25 protein-coding genes are annotated in these 23,212 nt (G+C 31.1%); all 25 read left to right on the forward strand.

The genetic code is table 11. The features are described from left to right. The first annotated feature begins 10 nt into the window (after nt 1–10). The 25 genes from Q0W06_RS10965 (at nt 11) to Q0W06_RS11085 (ending at nt 23,160) form a co-directional block, all read left to right on the forward strand. Nucleotides 11–1,051: a hypothetical protein gene (locus Q0W06_RS10965; protein ID WP_297635162.1), complete on the forward strand. Its 1,041-nt coding sequence runs from the start codon at nt 11–13 to the stop codon at nt 1,049–1,051. A 12-nt stretch (nt 1,052–1,063) separates the two neighbouring features. Continuing rightward, nucleotides 1,064–1,423, forward strand: coding sequence for a hypothetical protein (locus tag Q0W06_RS10970; protein ID WP_297635165.1), 360 nt, complete (start codon nt 1,064–1,066; stop codon nt 1,421–1,423). 13 nt (nt 1,424–1,436) lie between these two features. Then, the gene (locus Q0W06_RS10975) at nt 1,437–2,687 is read left to right on the forward strand and encodes a Rho termination factor N-terminal domain-containing protein (protein WP_297635168.1); all 1,251 of its coding nucleotides are present in this window, start codon (nt 1,437–1,439) and stop codon (nt 2,685–2,687) included. Further along, nucleotides 2,677–3,207, forward strand: a complete 531-nt coding sequence (locus Q0W06_RS10980) for a phage virion morphogenesis protein (RefSeq protein WP_297635171.1) — start codon at nt 2,677–2,679, stop codon at nt 3,205–3,207. The genes Q0W06_RS10975 and Q0W06_RS10980 overlap by 11 nt, the downstream gene beginning before the upstream one ends. Further along, complete coding sequence (locus Q0W06_RS10985) at nt 3,200–3,544, forward strand: hypothetical protein (RefSeq protein WP_297635174.1); 345 nt, start codon at nt 3,200–3,202, stop codon at nt 3,542–3,544. Before Q0W06_RS10980 ends, Q0W06_RS10985 begins: the two co-directional genes overlap by 8 nt. Next, nucleotides 3,541–3,933, forward strand: a complete 393-nt coding sequence (locus tag Q0W06_RS10990; protein ID WP_297635176.1) for a hypothetical protein — start codon at nt 3,541–3,543, stop codon at nt 3,931–3,933. Before Q0W06_RS10985 ends, Q0W06_RS10990 begins: the two co-directional genes overlap by 4 nt. Nucleotides 3,934–3,949: 16 nt before the next feature. Next, complete coding sequence (locus Q0W06_RS10995) at nt 3,950–4,840, forward strand: phage tail tube protein (RefSeq protein ID WP_297635178.1); 891 nt, start codon at nt 3,950–3,952, stop codon at nt 4,838–4,840. Nucleotides 4,841–4,855: 15 nt separating this feature from the next. Next, nucleotides 4,856–5,284, forward strand: a complete 429-nt coding sequence (locus Q0W06_RS11000; protein WP_297635181.1) for a hypothetical protein — start codon at nt 4,856–4,858, stop codon at nt 5,282–5,284. Between the two features lie 119 nt (nt 5,285–5,403). Then, on the forward strand, nt 5,404–5,547 hold the full coding sequence (locus tag Q0W06_RS11005; RefSeq protein ID WP_297635184.1) for a hypothetical protein: 144 nt from the start codon (nt 5,404–5,406) through the stop codon (nt 5,545–5,547). Between the two features lie 48 nt (nt 5,548–5,595). Further along, complete coding sequence (locus tag Q0W06_RS11010; protein ID WP_297635186.1) at nt 5,596–9,666, forward strand: phage tail tape measure protein; 4,071 nt, start codon at nt 5,596–5,598, stop codon at nt 9,664–9,666. Nucleotides 9,667–9,707: 41 nt separating this feature from the next. Further along, nucleotides 9,708–13,091: a hypothetical protein gene (locus Q0W06_RS11015; protein ID WP_297635189.1), complete on the forward strand. Its 3,384-nt coding sequence runs from the start codon at nt 9,708–9,710 to the stop codon at nt 13,089–13,091. A gap of 12 nt (nt 13,092–13,103) precedes the next feature. Next, the gene (locus Q0W06_RS11020; RefSeq protein ID WP_297635191.1) at nt 13,104–13,322 is read left to right on the forward strand and encodes a hypothetical protein; all 219 of its coding nucleotides are present in this window, start codon (nt 13,104–13,106) and stop codon (nt 13,320–13,322) included. After that, entirely contained in the window at nt 13,306–13,743 is a 438-nt protein-coding gene (locus Q0W06_RS11025; protein ID WP_297635194.1) for a hypothetical protein, read from the forward strand. The genes Q0W06_RS11020 and Q0W06_RS11025 overlap by 17 nt, the downstream gene beginning before the upstream one ends. A gap of 15 nt (nt 13,744–13,758) precedes the next feature. After that, entirely contained in the window at nt 13,759–13,887 is a 129-nt protein-coding gene (locus Q0W06_RS11030; RefSeq protein ID WP_297635197.1) for a hypothetical protein, read from the forward strand. Nucleotides 13,888–13,919: 32 nt separating this feature from the next. Beyond that, on the forward strand, nt 13,920–14,951 hold the full coding sequence (locus Q0W06_RS11035) for a hypothetical protein (RefSeq protein ID WP_297635199.1): 1,032 nt from the start codon (nt 13,920–13,922) through the stop codon (nt 14,949–14,951). 15 nt (nt 14,952–14,966) lie between these two features. Further along, a complete protein-coding gene (locus tag Q0W06_RS11040; protein WP_297635202.1) occupies nt 14,967–15,284 on the forward strand; it encodes a hypothetical protein in 318 nt (105 codons plus the stop codon). 14 nt (nt 15,285–15,298) lie between these two features. Further along, entirely contained in the window at nt 15,299–16,462 is a 1,164-nt protein-coding gene (locus Q0W06_RS11045) for a hypothetical protein (RefSeq protein ID WP_297635205.1), read from the forward strand. Between the two features lie 352 nt (nt 16,463–16,814). After that, nucleotides 16,815–17,867, forward strand: a complete 1,053-nt coding sequence (locus tag Q0W06_RS11050; RefSeq protein WP_297635208.1) for an RNA-directed DNA polymerase — start codon at nt 16,815–16,817, stop codon at nt 17,865–17,867. Continuing rightward, nucleotides 17,867–18,148 carry a hypothetical protein gene (locus Q0W06_RS11055; protein ID WP_297635211.1) on the forward strand — a complete coding sequence of 94 codons (282 nt, stop codon included), beginning with the start codon at nt 17,867–17,869 and terminating at the stop codon, nt 18,146–18,148. The genes Q0W06_RS11050 and Q0W06_RS11055 overlap by 1 nt, the downstream gene beginning before the upstream one ends. 26 nt (nt 18,149–18,174) lie before the next feature. After that, nucleotides 18,175–18,681 carry a hypothetical protein gene (locus Q0W06_RS11060; RefSeq protein WP_297635214.1) on the forward strand — a complete coding sequence of 169 codons (507 nt, stop codon included), beginning with the start codon at nt 18,175–18,177 and terminating at the stop codon, nt 18,679–18,681. Nucleotides 18,682–18,693: 12 nt separating this feature from the next. After that, a complete protein-coding gene (locus tag Q0W06_RS11065) occupies nt 18,694–19,209 on the forward strand; it encodes a glycosyl hydrolase 108 family protein (RefSeq protein ID WP_297635217.1) in 516 nt (171 codons plus the stop codon). Between the two features lie 284 nt (nt 19,210–19,493). Then, nucleotides 19,494–19,715 (forward strand): hypothetical protein, encoded by a 222-nt coding sequence (locus tag Q0W06_RS11070; RefSeq protein WP_297635219.1) that lies wholly within the window; start codon nt 19,494–19,496, stop codon nt 19,713–19,715. Nucleotides 19,716–19,734: 19 nt separating this feature from the next. Further along, the gene (locus Q0W06_RS11075) at nt 19,735–20,166 is read left to right on the forward strand and encodes a phage holin family protein (protein WP_297635221.1); all 432 of its coding nucleotides are present in this window, start codon (nt 19,735–19,737) and stop codon (nt 20,164–20,166) included. Between the two features lie 647 nt (nt 20,167–20,813). Beyond that, complete coding sequence (locus Q0W06_RS11080; protein WP_240218654.1) at nt 20,814–21,734, forward strand: branched-chain amino acid transaminase; 921 nt, start codon at nt 20,814–20,816, stop codon at nt 21,732–21,734. Between the two features lie 16 nt (nt 21,735–21,750). Continuing rightward, nucleotides 21,751–23,160: a carbon starvation CstA family protein gene (locus Q0W06_RS11085; RefSeq protein WP_240218653.1), complete on the forward strand. Its 1,410-nt coding sequence runs from the start codon at nt 21,751–21,753 to the stop codon at nt 23,158–23,160. Nucleotides 23,161–23,212 lie beyond the last annotated feature (52 nt).

Here is a 23,212-nt window from a genome sequence, read left to right on the forward strand (position 1 = left end):
AGAGGGATAGATGATAAAAAAAGTATTCCAAGCAGGAGACTATGGGAAAAAGGGAAAATACACACTTTCAGACCTTCAAAGCTGGGCTGATAAAGAATTCAGTGTTCCTATACTTGCAGGACATTTACAAGATTATAAAACATCTGGTTATCCAATGACAGCTATTCCTAAAGCTGGAGAAGCAAAAGTTGTAGGAGTAGATGAAGAAGGGTATTTACTAGCAGATGTTGTTTATAATGAATTTGGAAAGAGTTTAACAAACTCAGGAGCATACAGTGATTTTTCATTAGGTATAGATATACTTAAAAATCCAAATCACTTAGCTTTATTAGGATATATGCCACCTCATATAGAGACACTAGACTCAGCCTTTTCTGAGTTCAGTAAATTCGAAGATGGGGAATTGCAATATATTGAATTTAATCAAGGAGGGAATATGACATTAGAAGAATTATTAGCAGCGTTAGAAGGGCTAAGTTCACAAGAAAAATTAACGTTAGTTTTAGCTGCTTTGAACGGGATTGATGTAACACAAGTTTCAGATTTACAACCAGTGTTCACTAAGCTATGGGAGCTAGACGACCAAAAATGGTATATAAATAAATTGGTTGCAGAAGGTTATACAGTTGAAAAAACAGCAGAATTCAATAAAGATAAAATAGCTTTATTAGCTGACCCACTTGGATTTATATTAACTGAAAAACCAAAACCAGTAACAATGACACAAGATGAGTGGAAAGCTCAATATGCAGCAGAATTTGCAAGAACACAAGAATTAGAAGGATGTAGAGAAAAGTTTATAAATCTATTCCCACCTACTATGAAGCAGTTCGCAGAGTTCTGTGTAATACAAGCTTTTGAAGAAAAGAATTATGGAAATATTATAGAGTTTTCAGCAGAGAATAAAAAATCTATGGCTGAATTTATAAAAGAGTCAATAACAACCGGAGGACCATTTGCACACTTAATGCAAGAGTTCTCTAAAGGTCAAGTTGAAATAAAAGATGAAACAGATCCTTATGAAGCCGGTAAAAAGGCAGCAGGATTATAGGAGGGGGAAATTATGAATAGTCATGTAACAGGAAAAGGAATGGGGTTGTCACAAAAATCTTATGAAAACACTAGTGCTATTGTTAAGGCTGGTAAAATGGTGATTTTTGTAGCTGGTGCAGTAATTCCAGCAAAAAGTATTTGTGGTGTTAAATATGCAGATGGAAAGATTTATCCTCATAATCCTTCAGCAACAGATGGAACAGAAGTTCCTAGATATTTCTCAGATGATGGATGTGCTTTAAATGATAAAGTCCCATTTATGAGAGGAGGATCACTTGAAGAAGGTAAACTAACTGGAATAACAGTTGAAATTAGAGAAAAAATGATGGATTGTGGCTTTGAATTTATAAAAGCTAACAAACAATACTAAGGGGGAATGTAAAATGGCTATACCAAAGGAAGCAACACCTAGATTAAAATACTTTGCAGGATTATTAGTGAACTTACAAGCAGAAGTTAATACACCATACTTAAAATATGTTAAAGGTAGAAAATTAGGTCCTTTTGCAACTAGGACAGTAGATTACAGAACTGTAGCAACAAAGAAACAGGCAGCTTCATTATTAGGATTTAGAAAAATAGAAGGGCAAACTCTTAGACCTGTTGGATTTGATGAATATACATTAACTCCAGGAATGATAGTTCAAACTGAAACTGTAACTGCAGCAGATGCAGATTTAATGAGAACTGAAAATATCATATATGTTAATCAGGGTCAATTAGATGCTGAGGAGCAAATTTTTAGAGATAAAGCATATAACATCAAAACTGCTATAGAGCTTAGAAAAAATATAATGGTAGCACAATTGATACATACTGGAGGATATACATCATTTGAGGGCAGAAAGGTAAATTTCCCAATTAGACCAATTGATACTCTTGATTATAAAGTGCATGGTAATTTCTTAGTTGAATATAAAAAGCAATTAAGAGCATTTATAAAAGTGCATGGTAAAAGACCTTCTAATGTATTAGTTGGAGAAGATGTTGTAAATGAACTTTTAAGGGATAAAATTTTCATGGATGAAATATATAAGCTTGGGTTAGCTGGATTTACTCAAGATGATAAAGAAGTTGTTATAGCTAGAGTTTTAGGAACTGTTTTAGAAGAAGAGATGCCTGCATATGATCCAGATTTAGAAATAGACTCAGCTGTTGGAAATAGAATAACTTTATTAGAGACAAGCAGAATCCATGAAGCTTATGGAGGAATAGAAGTAGTTCAAGGAACAACACCTAAAATAGTACCGTCAGAGTATGTTGCTTATGAGGATGTAGATACTAAAAACCAAACTGTTGACTTTATTGGAAAAAGTGCATTCTCTCCTGTTCTAGCTGATGCTAATGCAATCTGGAGAATAGAAGTAGATTTACCTACTCCCTCTCCAACATCTTTTGATGCTACACCAGAAGTAAGAAGTTTTAGAGCTCCTGGAATGCCTACAACTCAAGAAGAGTTAGATGCAATTGTTGAGGAAGCTGTAAAAAATGCTATTAAAAATACAGCACCAGAGGTAAATTTAGATGCAATGACTACAGAACAGTTAAAAGCATATGCTAAAGAATTAAATATAGAAATAGTAGCTGGTATGAAAAAAGAAGAAATTATAGCTGCTATTAAAAATGGGAATTAAAAGTAATGTAGATGATCTCATTTTAAAACTAGAAAAAATAAAAGATAAAACAATAAATTTGGAGCCTGTCATGAAGCAAATAGCTTCTGACATGGCTTCTACTATCAGGATGAATTTTAGAAATGAAACTACACCTGATGGAGTTCCATGGGAAAAATCAGATAGAGCTATAAAAGAAAATGGGAAAACTCTACAAGATACAGGAAGACTTAGAAACAGTATTACTTATAAATATACTGGAACTAGAGCAGCTGCAGGAACAAATGTTAAGTATGCTCGTAGTATGCATTTTGGTGTTACCAAAGGAGCTTATGGAAAAAGGAGTGTAACTCAAAAAGTGAATGCCTTTACTAGAACAAGAAAAGGTAAAACTGAAAATGTTAAATCCCATTCTAGAAATAGAGAAATTGAAGTTCCTTGGGGTAATGTTACTGGTAGGAAATTTGTAGGAATAACAGAGAGAAAAAGAGAGAGATATTTAAGAAAAATATTAGAGCATATAGGAGGGGGAAATGTATAACCCTAAAGAAAGTATTCCAGCATTTATACATGACACTGTAATGGATGCTATGGGAGTATCTCAAGAAGAGTATGATAGTTATCTAAAGACTTTAGAGAATGAAGCTAAAACTTATATAGCTATGAGGTTAGTAGACGAAATAAAACTAACTGAAAATCAAGAAGAAATTGCTATAGGTTTTTATGTAGAATACACTCTTTTCTCTAAGATGAATACTCACGAGGTGGCAAAAGATAAGATAGATTCATTAGACGGACTTTTAAGAAATATGAACTCTAAATATAGAGAGAAGAAACAAGAAGCTAAAACAGGGCTCAAAGGACTTGTGATACTATGATGGATTTTATTGAAGCTTTAAACAAAGAAATAGAAAAGAACTATAAAGGTCATAGAATTGACATTAGGTATCTTATTGATGATATAGGTGGTAAGTATCCAGCTATATTCTTAGAACCTGGAAGTGAAAGTTCTGGAATGAATTCTATTTCTAAAACAGGGAAAAAAATATCTTTTACAGTTTACTATATAGATTCATATACAAGTAGCAAAACTGAGAAAGTGGTTAGAGAAGCTCAAAAATTAAGAGATTTTATAGTCAACAATCCAGAAGTTAGAAAAAAAATTGTAAATATAAATACAAATTTAAATACAAAAACTGAAAAAGTAGGAGAAAGTTTAATGGGAGCATTCTTTGGAATAATATCCATTAATATTCAATTAAGATAAAAAGGGGGAATAACATATGTCAGTGAAGATTTTCTATGGAAAGCAAACCGCTGAAGGAACCGCTGCAACAGTTTTAACTGATTTAGGAGCAACAGATTTTAGCGGTGGTGAGAAATACAATTCGGTTAAAAGTGAAACTTTCAATTCATTACAAGCAGAGGGAGACCAGTTTTTAATTGGTATAGAAACTAGCTTTGATACTCCTGTAGAGTGGAATGCGAAAGTATTAGAAAGTATTTTATCAGCGCTTGGATATGCGAAAGTTGGAGAAGAAACGCACTATAAACTTACTGCAGCAGAACCGGCATTTTTCACAATTTTAGTGTCAGATAGCTTGAATAATAAAAAGACAGTGTATAAGGATTGTAAAGTAAATACATTTTCACTAAATGCAGCTAAAGGAGCCCTGGTTAATGGATCACTTAGTTGGATAGGTACAACTGCAGAGTTCCAATCTGGAATAGTGACAGAAAGTGCTGCAACAAATAGAGGAGAAAGTTTGGTTGCTATAGATTCGATAATAGAGCTTGGTGGAACTGCTGTAACTGCAGATGTAGAATCAGTAACATTAGAGATAAACAACAACTTAGAAGCCAAAGGAAGTATCGATTCACTTTATACAAAGAAAATTAGAAGAAGTGCTCCACAAGCTACAACTGCCAAATTGGAGTTTAACTCTTATGATCAGGCTAGATTTGAAAGTATAAAAGCTAAAGCTATAGCTAACACATCGGAAAATTTAACTATAACACTTGTTGATGGAGCTAAAACTATATTAATAGAAGTTCCTAAATTATATATAAGTGATTCTAATAGAGGTGACTACAAAGGTGCTGGAAGCCACTCTTTATCTATGACAGCATCAATTAATAACGCTGATAATACACCGGCAAAATTTACATTTTAGGAGGGGGAATTAAAAATGACAAAAATATTTGGAGAACCACAAACAGGTAATTGTATAGAAATCAGAGAGAAAATTTCTTTATTAGGGAAAAGAAAATTTGCAAATTCAGCTAAATCAGCCATGGCTATGACAGAAGTTGGAATGGGCTTTAGGAATGTTCCTGTTGACCAAGATGCAGATATTATTCTATTAAGAAGTTGTTTGGTATCGATAACAACTAACGGAAAACCTAAGACTAATAATTTAACTTTACAAGATATTGATGATTCTGTAGAAAATTTAGAGAATTTTGAGCAAGCAATCGAATTCTTAAAAAGAGAGAATAAATTAGGAGAATACGGAAAGTTAACTGAACTTTCTAAAGAAGAATTAGAAGTTAGGAGAGACAATCTTTATTCGAATATAGAATTTATTGAGAAACTAATAGAAGAAAAGGGAAACTAATTCAGGGAGATTTTGAATGCTATGTACAAATAGCTACTGCGTGGAGTAAAAAAACACAGATAGCATTCCATCTCCAACAATTTGCTTTTCTAAAAAAATATGCAGCTAGAATGCATGATATGAGAAAGTACTTAAAATGTAACATGATGGGAATGTATGAAATAGGATTTCTACCAAGAAGTGGGGGACTTGACGAGCAAGATTCTGATTGGGTAGAAGATATTGAACTGATAATAAGTGCTTTCAATAGAGTTAATAAATAATTAAGGGTGCAGAATATTGTACCCTTAATTTTATAAGGGGGTGAAAAAATGGAAAATGAATATTTACTCCAGGTAGCTTTGGAACTTAAAGACCAAATGTCTAAAAATCTAGAGCAAGTTAATGGGGAATTGAATAATTTTAAAAAAGAATTAAAAAATGCTGGGGTGGATGTAGATAACTTAGGAGGGAGAGTTCAAAAAAACACAACTAATATGAAAGGTGTTTTAGCTTCCCTCTCCAAAGCGGCTAAATATACAACAGTAGCATTAGCTGGAGTTGGAGTAGCTACTATCAAAAGTTTTGCTGATACCGAATATTCAGTTAAAAAAGTACAAACTATTTCAAACAAAAGTTTTGACGATATAAAAACAGGAGCATACGATCTTGCTAAAAAATATGGTGGAAATGTTGGAGACATTCTAGAAGCCAACTATCAGCTAGTTTCATCTATGGGAGATATAGCAGAAAGTCAGCAAGTAATGGAAACAGCCTCTAAATTGTCCTTAGCTGGATTTACCAGTTTAGAAGGTGGAATGAATGCCTTAACTTCTGTAATGAACGCATACAAGATGGAGATTAAAGATGTTGGAATGGTTGCTGATACACTTATGAGCATTCAAAATAACGGAATCACCGACATTCAACAATTGCAAGCTTCCCTATATAATGTTCTGCCAACAGCAGCATCGTTAAAGATATCATTCTTAGATATAGCGGCAGCGATGGCTACAATGACCAACAATAAAGTTCCTACTGCACAGGCTACAACTCAGATTAGACAAGCTTTAGTAGAACTAGCTCAATCAGGTAGTAAAGCAGATAAGGTATTTAGACAAATAGCTGGAGAATCGTTTCAGGAGTTTATAGCAAGTGGAGGAAACATGGCTGAAGCTTTTGAACTTATAGCTAATTCAGCAAAAAAAAGTGGAATGAGCTTATATGATGTTTTCGGTTCAACAGAAGCAGTTGGAGCTGTTATAAATGTAACTGGTGAAAACATGGAAAAGTTTAAAAGAAACCAAGATGCCATGACAAAAAGTTCTGGAACTTTGGATAAAGCAACATCTACTATGTCGACTTCGTTAATCAAAGAATATGAGAAAATTAAAGGTGTTTTAAAAGAGGCTAGTGACACTATAGGTGAGCAGTTGGTTCCTTATGCACAAGATTTAAAAAAGGCATTAGAAGAGGTTGATTTTAAAGAATTATTATCTAAGGAAAATATAGATACTGCAATAGATTTTGGAAAAGGTTTAGTTACTGTATCAACTGCGGTTTGGGGAATAAGTACAGCTATCGGGGCAGTTGAAACAACTTTAAAAGGAGCTACTCTTCTAAAAGCGTTTATGTCATTTGTTAAAATGGGTGGAGGAGCTATAATGGCCAATCCTTTAGCTGGAGCTGCTGTTTTGGGAACGGGAGCTGGATTGACTTTAGGAACTCAACTAGGCAATATGCATAATGCTGAAAACAAACTTTTGAGTGACTCTTTTTCCAAATGGGATGGTACAAACTCATTACTAAATTATGGAGATACAAGTTGGATTGAAAAAACCAATAAAGAGGATTACTTCGGCGGACCAAAATCCTTGGAAGAAATGGTTGAAAACGCTAAAAAATTAAAAGAAGAAACTAAAGAAATCAAGGATGTTGCCGGAAAAGATACGGGCGGTAAAGATACAGGTGGCAAGGACATATTAACCGATGATGAAATAAAGAGGTTGAAAAATGTCGAAGAATTGCTGAAAGAGTTCCAAAACCTAAATTCCAATATTAATAACAAAGCTATAGCTTTTGATATGACAGAACTTGAAAAAGCTGAGGAAAAACTTAGAGAACTAGAAAGTATTTTAGGTAAGGGTTTAGAACTTGGACTTGATAGCAAATCCCTCTCCTCTATTAAAGAAGAGTACAAAGCTACAAAAGACTATGTGGACAATCTAAAAGACCAAGCTAATTTCAAAGAAATTAAAGAAAATTTTGAAAAAGAGTTTGCTAACATGAATCTTGAATTTGAGATATTTGGAACTAAAGAAGAAGAAAGACTTTTACAAACTATTAGGACTTTAGAAAGTCAAGTTTCAAAGGCTATATCAGAGGGAATGATAGGAAATGCTAGAGAATTTGGAGAAGAGTTAAAAAGAGTAAAAGAGCAATATAAGGAAAAATATGAACTGCCTAAGAAAGCCTCGAAGGATTTTGATGATAATCTAAAAAATCTAGGAGATTCCATATACAATGTTGCTGCTATTGTCGATAATGATTTTGCATCGACTTTATCGACTTTAATGAACGGCTTAGCATCATTCTCCAGTGCTTTGAAAATGATGGGCGTTGAAAACGGATTGAGTGGACTTATGAAAAATGGTATGGATATGCTCGGAGGTATGGGAGGTATCGGGTCTAGTCTATCCGCTGGATTGGCTGCCGCAGGTCCATATATTGCCGCTGCTGCCGCTGCTGTAACGATAGGCTCATCTCTATTAGGGAAATCAGATGAAAAACGTAAAAAGAAAAATGCGGAAAATGAAAAGAAGTTTGAAGAAAATACTAATGCTCTTAAAGAGTTGGGAGAACAACTAAAAGCCAACACTGCTACATTACAAGACTTTGCTAATACTCTAATAGCATCTATAGCTACAAGTCCAACTCTACATCGGATTGCTGGAGGACAAAACGCATTACAAATAATGGAAGATGTAATGATGGAAAATAAAGACTTTGGCCAACTATCATTTTTAGTAAAAGAAAGTAAAAAAAATTGGAGAGGGAAAAGAAAGTCATACTCTAAAAATAGAGAAATGTCAGAGAGTGAATTACTAGGACTTATGGGATATGACACATCAATAGGAATAGATGAGTTTGACCTTGACCAATTGAAACAGTTTGCAAAAGATTTAGATGGAGTAACAGAGTCTATTATAAGAGGATGGGCTGACTCTCTAACATCTAGAAAAATAGAGTCCATTGATATGAGTGGGCTTGAACAATATAAGAAAAATGTAGATGAATTCATAAAGCAAATAGAGATGCTACAGAAAGAGCAAAAGGAACTCTTTAGAAATGCAACTTTAGAAGGTTTCGAAGGTATAAATGTCTTAGATGAAAAACAATTAACAGAGCAGTACAAGCAAATGTTTACAGATATGGGTATTGATGCAGACAAATACTCTGAAGCTATAAAAGAGATGGTTGAAGCTAATCAAGTTTTAGTTACTTCTATGGAAGATGTTAGAAATTCTTTTATAGATTCTCTTATAAATGGAAAAGGAGATTTTGCAGGATCACTAGGTAGTTATTTCCAAAAAATTATTAAAAATGCTGCTATGACAGTATATGACACTCTTTATAGTGAAGTTGACAACTCTATGAATGAGATGTTTAAGAAAATGGCTGACAAGTTAGTTGATATGAAAGAAAGCGGTAATGTTGATTTTACTGGTTTTTGGAAAGATTTTGATTTTTCAGAAATTTTAAAAGCTCAAGAAATAGAAAGCAACTTCCAATTAGTCATAGATGATTTGAGAAAGTATTTATTAGCTATAGGAATAGGAGAAGATATAATCGACTCTTTCTTACCAATTTCTGAAGCTCAAAAGAAAATAAATGAAATAAAAGATATTATAAACAACGGATTATCTTCAGCTATGTCACAAGCTCTTACTGATAAGGATTTTGGAAGCTTTGAAAAGAGTTTAGGACAATCTATATATAACAGTGTTAAGGATAGCCTTATTAAAGCCTTTATAGAGTCTGAAACTTATAAGCAATATATAGATAAGTATTTCAACTTTGAAGAATTCGAAAAAGAGTTATCTGGAGTAACAGATCCCAATAAAGCTTTTGAGATGATGCAAGATTACTTGAATAAATTAAATGGCAAATTAGAAGCTAATGGAATGGGATTTGATGATTCTATATCTGGAAATAAAGAGGAAGATAACAAGCTTGGCAACTCTTACTATAGCGATGGACCTTCTCAGATAAACATAACTATCACACAAAGCTTTACTGGGGTATATGGAGAGGAAACTATGTATAAAATTGCTAAGCAAGGAACTAAAGAAGCTTTAGAGGAAGCTAAAAACCAATCTAAGGTTGTTGGGGGTGTAATGTAGTGGGAAATATAATTACTTCTAAAAATAGCTGGGAGCTCTTTTTGAGCTCCATAGCTGGAGCTTGGGATGGAGCAGATACATTCGTATTAGGAACATTCGATGAAGCCGAAAACTATAGATATAAAACTAGAATAACTAACCTAAGGACAAAACAAGAAATATCCCCATTTATAACACAAATAAAACTTTCTATTCCAGATTCAAGTGACAAAATATCATCTGTAAAAGCTAGTTTTTCTTTAGAAGAGCGAGTTGTGCAAACTGGCGATGAAATTACTATTGAGATTTTGAACGGTTTAGAAACTGCTCAATTGACTGTTTTATCTGGAACAGCAAAGATAACAAATAGAAATATGCACATGTTGAACATAAACACGTACAATGTTGAAATTTTAGATGAATTTAATAAACTGTTTGAAAAAGTGGTTTCAGAAGATGTGTTTTTATTTGATAAATATATATATTCTGAGCAATACAAAGAGAATTCTATTTTATATATAGTTGCTAAAAAGTTAGGTTTCGCAGATGAACAGATGAATTTTGAGGATGTTAGAGATTCACAATCAAGATTAGTGAAAATACCTTTTATGCTTCTAAGGAAAGATAATAGATACGTTGATGAACTACAAACTATTTTAGATGTAACAAAAGGTAGGATGTATATAGACAATTTAAAACAAATTATATTTACAAATGGTTTATTTGAATATGAAAAAGCTATAGCATACGCATTTGACAATAGGAACATTCTCAAATCTGTTGATGAAAACTATAAATACACAGATAAAAATGGAGTTAGAGTAACTTATGACAGTTATAAATACTTAACTAACCAAGTAATTTTTGATTTAGCAAATAAAGTTGAAGTTGCTCCTGGAACAACTACTGCAACAGCTAAAGAGTTAGGAATTAAATTTATAACAGACTTGGCCACGCAACACAATATTACAAAAGCTGAGGGCTACTATTATGAAAATGAGGAACAAATAAGAATCCCTCTCCTACTAAATACTCATTATGAAATTATAGAATTTTCAGAAACTTCAGCAAAAATTAAGTTTCTAAATCCATATGCATCTAAACTTTATATAGATAAATTTGAAATAAAAGGAATACCTTTGGCTATGTTTTCAGATAATGAAGTTTCTATAAAAGCTACTAAGGATATGTTAGAAAATGAAGAAAATTTTTCATCTTACAACAAGAATAAATATATCCAAACTGAAGAACTAGCTTCTGATATAGCTAGAGTGGAATATATAAGAAATTGTAAGAATAAAAAAGAATATAGTTTCAAATCAAACTTTGTACCTCATCTAGAACCCGGGGATATATGTAGCATTAAAATAAACGATATAGATACCCTTATACAGATTTCAACTATTGAGCATACTCTTTCTAGAGTTAATGGATTCTACTCTGAAATAGTGGCACTAGAGTATGAAAAAATAGAGCAAGAATTTAACTACTCAAAAATAGAAAGCTTAACTGCTAAAGATAGTTTTTTAGGGACATTGAATAATATCAAAGATCAGGTTGATGAAACTGATAAAAAATTAGAGGAAGTTATTTTAATTGAAGGTGCTAGAGGTTTTGTATCTGAAACTGACCCTAGCTTGGAGAGAGAAATAAAAGAACCCGACGTTTGGTTTAATCCTACTGCAAAAGAATTTAAAGTATGGAGAAATGGTAAATGGAATCCGGCAAGAGAGGAAGATATTCCTCCAGCTTTAATGACAGCTCTTAAAGCTCAAGCTGGAATATTTAGAATAGGTGGAAATGACACTGAAGCTGGAATATTTTTCCAGTATGATAAAGATAAAAAAAATCCTGTTTTTGGTGCAACTGATTCAGAGAATCTAGCTCAGGTATCTATTGATAAAGAAGCTAATGTTCTCATAAGAAATGCAAATAATAAATTAGCATTTAACATGAGAAATCCTGAAAATCCAACAGAGATTATTTCGCAACTGTTAATGGGGGTTTATAATGCTGATGATTTAGAGAGACATAAAAACACTCTATTCCAGGTAGGAGATGAGAGCACAGGAACTTATTTAAGATTTTTGAGAGATGGTAAATTTACACAGCAAATTGACAACAAGGAAATAAAACAATATTTCAAAGAGTTTGAAAATCAGATTGATGGGAAAATAAATACATTTAGTCAAAGCACTGACCCAAGTACAAATTGGACAGAAGATGAGAAGTTAAAATCAGTAGGAGATTTATGGTATAACCCCACAACTAAAACCACAAAAAGGTGGGCTGGTACAGTTTGGGAAGAACAAGATGTAAAGGATAAAGTGGCACAAGAAATAGCTAAAAGTAAAAATACAGTATTTGTGTCTACTCCAGTTCCTCCGTACAAGTTAGGAGATTTATGGATAAAAAATCAAGAAATTTACGATTGTATTTCTGTTAAAGAAAGTGGTGCATTTGCAGAGGTAGATTGGAAAAAATCTACAAAATATACGGATGATACAACCGCTAATAATGCTATAAACAATCAAAATAATGGACATTTAACTATAAATGCAAATACCACTTTTGTTGGAACTGCTACAGTTATATCATCTGGAAGCAACGAGAGCACAATAATTAAAGATGGAAGTATAACTTTTACTAGGAATGGACAGAATGTAACAGTTATAAGAAATATGAGAAGCGGTGTAATAGCTACAAATGGTAGCGGTAGTGGAGTTGTAGAGTTTAGCGGCATGAAAACAAACCTTTCAGTTATGACAAGTATTAAAAGTTTTAATATATCTCAAAACATTAGAAGTTTGCATTGTTGGGCTGAAATGATAGATATTTCAAGGAATAGATGGAAGTTTGTAATAGGAGGTACTGAAGCTAGTACAAGTGGCCACAATGAAACTATAACAAGCTTTAGTTTTTCTAAATATTGTTACTCTTTAAGTTTATCTAGCATAAGAACATGGGCTTCTAGTAATCATATTTTTACATCTGAAAAGCATACGAACGGAATCACTATATCTCCTAATATAAAAATTAGAGTAACCATAACATATAACGATGGAGCTGGAAGTTCAAGAGTTATATACGATAGCACTATTGATGTAGGAGTAACTCAATCACATTATGGAGATGGAAAAGTGAATTGTGGTCAAAGTACAGTATTAAATGCTTCAAGAACTAATGTATACATAAATGAATTGCAATTTAGTGTTAATCAAACGTTTTCGACATTCAACGCTACAACTAAATCTATAACAGTTTCTTTAAGTTATGTAAGTAATTCAATTTCAGTAACAACTAGAACTTGTAATTCTCCAAGCACACAAACATATTATGCTGGAAATGGATTCAACAGTATTTATAATTATATCAATTATACAACAGAGAATGTACAAAATTTAACTGGTACTGGAGAAGTTCAATATATAGCTATAGAACAGTAAGGAGGGGAAAAGGTGTTAAAAAATATAAAGGTTAGGGATATAAGTGAATTAAATGAAAAGTTTGAAATAAAAGATGAAGATAAAATTTGTAAAAATAATTATGAGTTTACATTACCTTTGCTTTTTGATGATTATTTTTTAGATAAAATTTTAATTTTAGATGAACACTGTAATTTAGTGACAGTATTTTCTATAACTTATAATGAGGTGAAAAATGATAGTAGAACTTAAAAGAATTGGAGATAAGATAGATTTTACAAATTTAGTTGGAAAAGAGAGTGCTGTTTTAGATAAAACAACAATGATCTATTCATGGGATAACGATAGAAAAGAATTAGGTATCATAATAAATAATATGGAAGGGAACAGAGTTGGCACTGAAACAATATCATTAGCATTCGGACTAGTTGCTTTCATAGAAAAGCTAGAAGCTTATGGATTTAATGTGACTATAACAGATGGGATAAGTTATTCAGTAGATACTAGAAATAAAGCACAAGGACTAATGCAAGCTGGATTTTCAAAATTAATCAAAGCTGATAATAACTATATGGTTGATAACATTTTTCAGCAAAATATTTTACTGGAAGATGAATTACAATATCTTTTAAGCAATAATATTCAAGAAATAAATTTGTCAGAAATAAAATAAAAATGGAGGAATTTTATGAAAAAAATAATTTTAATATTAACTCTTTTAACTCTTGTAGCGTGTACTGCTCTTAATCCAAGTGTGGAAAAAGTTAGAGAAATTGATTTAAAAAATACTGCAAATAATTCTAATAAAAATATATAGGAGAGAGAATCTCTCTCCTCCAGGGGGGAATTATGAAAAGGATAATTTCATTAAAAAAAATATCTCCATTTTTAACTGAGGTGTTTAGAGATGATGTAAAAATAGGAACTATAGACTATCAAAATGCTAAAGATTATCAAGTTAATTTAGATGATGCTATAGCACAAGCTGTAATGGATGCTGAAGTAGCAGCGATAAAAACAGCATTAGAAAACTTTATGAATGATTTTACATTAGAAAAAATGCAAGAAATGGAAAATTATAAAAATTTAACTCTGATAGTTGATTTGGATAGAGTTAAGGATGAACATGTAGCAACAATTACACAAGTTTTTAATGAGAAAAAACAACTTTTATTAACAGATTATGAAAATTATAAGAAAAACGTTACAACTGAGAGTAACGTTTTCAAAACAAGTGTAGAGACTGAGAAAAAAAATATAAAAGATTTAGCAACTTCTGAAACTGTAAAAATACAATCTGAAGGTTCTAAGCAGCTAACTGATATAGGGTTATTAGGAGATACTAAAAAAAGTATATTAGAAACTGATTTTCTTGCGTATAAAACAGAATTAGAGAGTCTTGTAAATGTAAATAATTTTGAAAAATTAATAGGTAAAAATTTTAAAGGTGCTTATGATCCCGAAAAAAACTATCAAAATGGAGATATTTACTATAAATCAGCAACAGAAAATGTTGGATTCTCTATTCCTAGTTCATCATCTCCAAAGTTAATAAAAACAAGTTCTTCTATAAAAGTAGAAAGATTTTTAATTCATGGAGAAATAGAGCGAGAGTTTCAATTGTCTAACCATAAACAGTTTGGAATTGTGGGGTTAAATCTAGGAAAAACACTTATTAAAGAGGGTGAATTAAATTCTACTTCAGTAAAATTTCCTACTATTTTTAGTGTAGTTGGTTTTTCAATTCCTAATAATGGAGCAACTATATTAGGTAAAACACTTATTAATCTAAATATAAGTTCGCCTATTTTAGAAAAAACAAATGTAGAGATGCCATTACACAAAAATTTAGTTGGAACAGTTTCAAAGTATCAATATTAGGAGGGGGTGAGAATATTGAAATATACAGTAACTAGTCAAAATCAAAAAATTGAAGAGAAAACTGGATATATTTATAACACAAGTTCAATTAATAAAATACTGTTACTTGATGAGATGGGTGTATTTATTCCAATTTATCCAGGGGAACGATTTCCGTTTAATATTCAAGATCATGAAAGTTTATATTTAAAAACATGGGACAAAGAGAAAACTGTAGTAGTGAATGTTTTATCATGTAGTTATTCGCCAGGAATAAGAACAACTGTAGCAGCATCAATACCACAAAATTCAGTATCCAAGTTAATTAAAAGCCAAGAAGTGTATGTCAAGTAATAAGGGGGAAAATAATGGATTACGCACAAAATACAAAAGCAAATTTACCGCATCTAAACCAAGTTTATAGTTCAGTTTGGGATAATCACCCAATTGTTGGTCAAATAGGAGGGTGGGTTTGTGATCATGTAACAGGAGAATTGAAATATAAATTACACAAGACAGATTGGACAAAAAAAACAGATGGAACTCCAGCAGTTTTAACAGGAGAAGATGGGGATGTAATGGTAAAAGTTCCTGCTTATTATCTAAAAATTACTATGGAACCTTACGGGCAACCTAGATATGAAATAGATGATACTATTCCAGATAGATATGCTACAAATGGTAGACCAGGATTCTTTGTACATCCAGCATTTTTGACAAAAAGCGGAAAAGTTAAACCGTACATTTTAGTGGCAGCTTATAAAGGACATGTATTAAATAATCAACTTAGAAGCATTTCCGGAGTTGTTCCAACAGTATCACAAACTATATCTAGTTTTACAGATAAAGCTAGACAAGGAAGAAATACTGGAATCAATAAGCATGATATCACTAGATTCTACGAAAGATTAGCTTGTAATCTGTTAATGTATATTGAATTTGGTGATTTAGATATGCAAACTGCAATAGGAAAAGGAATTTCTGAGTTTACATATGATGAAGGGTTAGCCGGAACAGCTCTTAGAGTAACTGGTCAAAGCAATTCTTTAGGAGATAGAAGTGGATACGTAGTTGCTGGAGATGGAAGAACCAATGGTAAAGTTTCTATAAGATGGAGAGGGATAGAAGATTATTGGGGTAATGTATGGGAATTTGTAAACGGATTTATGATCTCTGATATCGGGTATCATTACACTAATGATGTTACTAAATTCTTAAATATTGGAGCTATGGAAACTTATGCTAAAGATTTAAGTGCTAAAGTTCCAAATGGTTATATAACAGATATGGAAAAGATTCCTGGCAAAGAATGGATGATGATTCCTAAAGCAACCGGAGGAAGCGCAAGTACTTATTGGTGTGATTATTTCTGGTCCCATGACCCAACAGAGCAAAACATAGCGCTGGCCGGTGGCGATTGGACTAATGGTACGACTTGCGGTCCTGCTTGCTGGAATTGCGCTGATGTCGCTTCGAATGCGACTTCGTATGTCGGCGCTCGCCTGTCTTGTTCCGAGGAGGATGCAGCGTAGCAGCAGCAAATTTTTTCAAAAAAAGCACTCCTGAAATTTACCAAAAATTTTAGGAGTGTGAATTTAAAATAAAAATATAGGTTATATAATAACTGGCCGGTGGCAATTGGAATAATGGTACGAATTACGGTCCTACTTACTGGAATTGCAATAATGTCACTTCGAATACGAATTCGAATATCGGCGCTCACTTTTTCTTGAAGAAAGTTAGTAATATCCAAAATGGATTTTATTATATATATATGACACCAAATTTTATATAACCTTAGCTCTAGCTAAAATATCTAGTAGAAAAAAGTGTGTTAGTAGCTTGTTTGAAAACTCACGAGTACTTCAAGACAGAAAGGCAAAAATGAAAAGATACGGAAATTTATACGAAAAAATATGTCACTATGACAATTTATTACTAGCACATACGGAAGCTAGAAAAGGGAAATCTCACTATTTAGAAGTTAAAGAAGTTAATAAAAATACTGAAAAATATTTAAAAAATTTAGAATTTATTTTAAAAAATGAAATTTATTATGTTAATAGCTCTGACTATAGAAGAGAAATTATAATAGATAAGGGAAAAGAAAGAGAAATAATGAAACTCTCTTATTATCCTCATCGAATAGTTCAATGGGCTATTATGAATGTAATAGAAGATATAATGCTTAAAAATTTAATAATTGATACTTATGCAAGTGTTAGAGGTAGAGGAATACATCTAGCTGCTAAAAGGTTAAGAATGGCTTTAAGTGATGAAGAGAATACACAATATTGTTTGAAATTAGATATAAGAAAGTTTTATCCCAGTATAGACAATAATGTTTTGATAGAAAAATTAAAGAAAAAATTTAAGGATCCTAAATTAATAAGATTATTAGAAATAATAATTTTTAGTGTAGGAGAAAAAGGTCAACCTATAGGAAGCCTTTGGAGTCAATTTGCTGGAAATTTTTATTTATCATCTTTAGATCATTGGCTAAAAGAAGAAAAAAAGATAAAAAATTATTTCAGATATTGTGATGATATTGTAATCTTACATCATGATAAAGCTTATTTACACAATCTAAGAAAAGAGATAGATAAATATGTAACAGATAACCTAAACTTAGAAATAAAGGGTAACTGGCAAGTATTTCCTACTAATGTTAGAGGTATAGACTTTCTAGGATATAGATTTTTTAGAGATTATACTTTACTTAGAAAAAGAACTTTAAAAAATATGAAAATAAGAATAAAAAAAATAAATAAAAAGAAAATTTTAAACTACTCTGATAGCTGCTCTTTAAATAGTTATTGTGGTTGGTTAAAATTTTGTGATGGGTATAGGTTAAAAACAAAATATTTATTCCCTCTCCAAGACTCTGTATATATAGATGAACATGGAGAGAGAAAGAAAATAAGGGGGTTAAAATAATGGAATTTAGAATTGATGAAGCAAAAAGACAAGTTATAGTTATACCTGGAGTTGCTAAAGCTGGAGAAATAGTACTTAATGAATTAGATCCTTTAAATAGAAAATTTTTAGAGGGGACAGATGATAAGTATGAGTGCGAATTGGTGTTGCAAGATGTTGAAATCACTAACGAAACTGGGGAAAAAACAGGAGTAACTGAATTAAAGGCATTTGCAAGAAGAAAAGGTGCGGCAAATTGGTTAATGGAATTTATTCCGGAAGAGTATATTTGGCAGGGTTAGGTAGAGATTAGGAGTTCAGGAACAAAATGGAAAAAATGAGAGAAAATATCAGCTATATTATATCTGAAGATGATAGTGATAAAATAAAAATGGAAAAAATTTTAAAAAAATTTAGTGAACAAAAGATGAAATTATTTTCAAAGGATATAACTATCAATAGTACAGATAATAATATAGTTGTGTCTACATTAAACTTTATACTTCAAATAGAGGAAGAAAAAGAAGAAATAAAATATCCTTATATTTCAAGTGCTGAAAATTTTAATAAAAATATTTTTGAAAATATTATGGCTGCTAAAAAAGTTATATTATTTGAAAGGCTAGGAATACAACCAAAACTGCAAGAAACAAATACAACTCAAGTAGTCGGAACAATAACTCCTAAGCAAAAAGAATTATTAATTGATAAATCTAGAAATGATACAAATAAAATAATAGAAAATAAATTAAAAGAATTTGGTTTAAGTTCTATAGATGAGCTTAGAAAGGATCAAGCAAGTAAAATTATAGATTGTTTTCCAAAAAGGCCATAGAGGGGGGTAAAAATGTTTGATAAATCTTTTGAAAAAGTATTTGAAGAAATATTAAAAAAAGAAGGTGGATATATAAATCATCCAAACGATAGTGGAAAATCTACAAATTTTGGAATAACTGAAGCAGTTGCAAGAAAACATGGTTATCATGGACACATGAAAGACTTCCCGGTTTCATATGCAAAAAATATCTATTATACAGATTACTATAAAAATCCACGAATAAATGAAATAATAGATGATAAATTAAGAATGGAAGTTTTTGATACTGCTGTAAATTGTGGTACAAAAACTGCAATAAAATTTTTACAAGAAAGTTTTAATTTAATCAATCCAGGATCCCCACTTATTGTTGATGGAATAATTGGACATCAAACTTTAAAACAAATAAATAATTATAAATCTCAGAATAGACTTTTTGTACTTTGTAATGCACTACAAGCTGAATATTATTTAAAAATAACTAGAAATAATGAGAAAAATGAGAGTTTTATTTTTGGGTGGTTAGATAAGAGAGTTTTCAATTAAAAATTATTTTTATAAATAAATAATTTCAGATTAGGGGGTTAATATGAAAATGTCGTTATTACTTGTGTTAGACAAGGTTTTCTCTCTGTTTAAAGGTAAACAAGAGCATGATAGCACTAAAGTAGAAAAATACTCACGAACTATAGCAATTGCATTTATAATTATGCTTATCGTGTGTGTTTTAGGTTATTTTTTCTTTCCATATACATTCAACCCGGACAGTTGGCCCGTAAAATTATTAATGGAACTTTTACAGTATATAAAAAATTCATAGGAGGGGGAATATGAAAAAATTATTATTGTTAATAGGAATTACTTTAATCTGTTCTAGTTGTAGTGGAGTAAAAAAAATAAATGGTGAAGAAGATACATTTTTTAATTTTGTTATTATGAATAAAAAAAATAGAGAAAAAAGAACTGAAGAACTTACTTGGGATAATATGAATAGTGATTGCTTCCCTGGGTTAAGAGCTATCAAATGGTATAAAGCTGATAAAATAAAATAATCAAAGTAGGGGGGCAATAATGTTTAAAGAATTCTTAGAAGATATTATAAACTACTTACTCAATCTTGCATTTTGGCTTGGTGCTGGATTTGTAAGTGCTATAGGTGGAATAGATGGAGATATAAAAGTTTTATTCTATTTAACTATTATAGATTGTATTACAGGATTTTTAAAAGCTATAAAAGAGGGGAACGTACTATCTAAAAGCTTATTTATAGGATTTGTAATTAGAAAGCCGGCTATTTATTTAGCGATAGCCACCATGTATCAATTAGACAACGCAAGCTTTATGAATGATATAAATATATCCCTCAGAATTTGCATGATTACTGGATGTATAATTATGGAGTCTGTATCTATTATCGAGAATCTAACCAGACTAGGAATTAAGTTTCCTGGAGTTATAGAGAAAATTTTAGCTATAAAAAAAGAGAAATTGGACAAAGAGTAAAAAAGAGTAAGAAAATTATAAATAGAATTTTTTAAAAAAATTTGTTAAAATAACAGAGTAATTGATGTAACAATTATCAACTGCCTGTTGATAAAAAGGAGAGGGACTTGAACTACCCCTCTCCTTTTTATTTGCACTTAAAATGCACTTAAAAAAAATAAAACACGATAAAATATCGCGTTAAAAATAAAACTATATAAAGAAAAGTTAATAAAAACAACTGTATAAAACTGTATAAAAAAATATAAATATTTGAGGTATATATGAGCTAAATAAATAATATCAAGAAATTCTTTTTTGTGCAAGATATTGTTAAAAAAATAACAAAAAAATTATAGTTAAAATAAAAATAAAAATATTTTTTCAAAAAAAGTTGACAATTATAAAAAAATAGTTTATTATTTGTCTTAATAAAAAAAACAAAAGGAGGAAAAAAATGAACACTAAATTTAAAATAAACTTTTTATTAATACTGATAATAATAATAAGCTCTATGGTTTGGTGTTAGACGAAATTTTTCTTCTAAGTATTCAAGCCTTATTTTAGTACAAATTTAAGGCTTGAGCGATAAAAAAAGTATTTTAAGGCTTGAGTCTATATAGATTTCAAGCCTTTTTTATTATTTATAAAATTTGGGAGGAGTTAATATGATTGAGACAGGAAAAATTTGGTTTAATGGAGAATTAAAAGAGCATGATGATGCAAAAGTGCATGTATTATCACATGTGCTGCACTATGGTTCAGGATGTTTTGAAGGAATAAGATTATATAAATTAAAGAATGGAAAGTCAGCGGTATTTAGATTAAAAGAACATGTGGATAGATTATATGATTCTTGTAAAATTTATAAAATGGAAGTTCCTTACACTAAAAATGAATTTATAAAAGGTGTTTTAGATACAATAAAGATAAATAAATTAGAAGCTGGGTATATTAGACCACTAATTTTTAGAGGTTATAATCAACTTGGAGTAAATCCAACATGTAATCCAGTAGAGGCTATAATAGCAGCTTGGAAGTGGGGTGCTTATTTAGGCGAGGAAGGACTGAAAAATGGAATAAAGGTATGTGTATCTTCATGGAGAAGACCGGCACCAAATACTTTACCAGCTTTGGCTAAAGCTTCTGGAAATTATTTAAGTTCTCAACTGATAAAGATGGAAGCTTTAGACATGGGGTTTGAAGAGGGCTTAGCATTAGATTATTTTGGAAATATAAGTGAAGGAAGTGGAGAAAATATTTTTCTTGTAAAAAATGGAGAACTTTTAACACCACCAATGGCATCTTCATCTTTAGCAGGAATAACAAGAGATGTAGTAGTTAAAATAGCTAAAGATTTAGGCTTAGTAGTAAAATATGAAACTTTACCTCGTGAATTTTTATATTTAGCTGATGAAATATTTCTGACAGGAACAGCAGCGGAGATAACACCAGTTAGTTCTGTAGATAATATAAAGGTTGGGTGTGGAAGTAGAGGTGAGATAACTAAAAAAATTCAAGAGGAGTTTTTTAAAATAGTTGAGGGCGAAAATGAAAAGTATCGAGAGTGGTTAACTATAGTTGAGTAAAAAGGAGGATGAAATTATGAAAAGTTATTTTATTGGTGTAGTTATTTTAATTGTTGCATATTTAACATATGGAAAATATTTGGAAAAGAATTTTGGGGTAGATAATAGAGAGACACCAGCTTTATTAAAGGCTGATGGAGTAGATTTTGTACAAATGAATTGGATTAAAAGTTTTCTAGTTCAATTTTTAAATATAGCAGGTTTAGGGCCAATTACTGGAGCCGTAGCAGGAGCTATGTGGGGAAGCTCATCTTTTTTATGGATTGTATTTGGAACTATTTTTGCAGGAGCAGTTCATGATTATTATACGGGAATGATTTCTATGAGAAATAATGGTGAAAATATGCAGGAGTTAATTGGAAAATATTTGGGAAATAGAGCAAAGCTTTTTACTAAATATTTTTTAATTATATTATTAATTATAGTTGGAGTAGCTTTTATTACAGGTCCAGCAGAGATTTTACAATCATTTACAGGAATTAACAAAGAGATTTGGTTAACTTTGATTGTAGGGTATTATATAGTAGCAACACTTCTACCTATTGATAAAATTATAGGAAGAGTATATCCTTTGTTTGGAGGAGCTTTAGTTTTAATGATGTTTTTATTAATTGGAGCAATGCTAATAAAAGGAGTAAAAATACCAGAAGTAACTTTAGAAAATATGCATCCTAAAAAATTACCAATATTTCCTTATATGTTTGTTGTTATTTCATGTGGAGCAATCTCTGGATTTCATTCGACACAATCAGTCTTAGTAGCAAGATGTTTAAAAAACGAGAACGATGGAAGAAAATCATTTATGGCAGCTATGTATTTAGAGGGCTTTGTAGCTTTGACATGGGCAGCTATATCTTTAGGATTTTTTAATGGAGTAGAAGGGTTAGCAGGAAGTGGAGGGGGAATGGTAGCTGTTAGCAAAATGATCACTGGACTTTTAGGAAAATATGGACTTGTATTTACACTGTTTGGGCTAATTGCTTTACCTATTACAACAGGAGATACAGCTTTTCGAAGTGCAAGAGTTACAATTGCTGAAGTTTTAAATTATAATCAAAGCTCATTGAAAAATAGATTAATAGTAGCTACTCCATTATTTTTATTAGCTGGTTTTTTATCACAATTTGGATTTAATACTCTTTGGAGATATGTTGCATCTACAAATCAATTGCTAGCAACATTAGGTTTATGGACATGTACATATTATTTTATAGAGAAAAAAAGAAATTATTGGGTGGCAGGGATACCAGCAGCTTTTATGAGTGCAATGATTACTTGTTATTTTTTAGTTGCACCAGAAGGATTAAAATTAGATAATATGTACTTGGTATATAGTATAGGAATTTTAAATTTTATTTTGGCATTGATAGTTATTAGTTTAAAAAACGCTAAAGTAAACAAAGAACCAGATAAAATAATTATATAAAATAAAACAGGAGATAATTTAAAAACTATCTCCTGTTTTATTTTTAAGAAAT

Origin of the sequence: uncultured Clostridium sp. (assembly GCF_947072515.1) — a bacterium.
In the GTDB taxonomy this organism is placed as follows: Bacteria; Bacillota; Clostridia; order Clostridiales; family Clostridiaceae; genus Clostridium.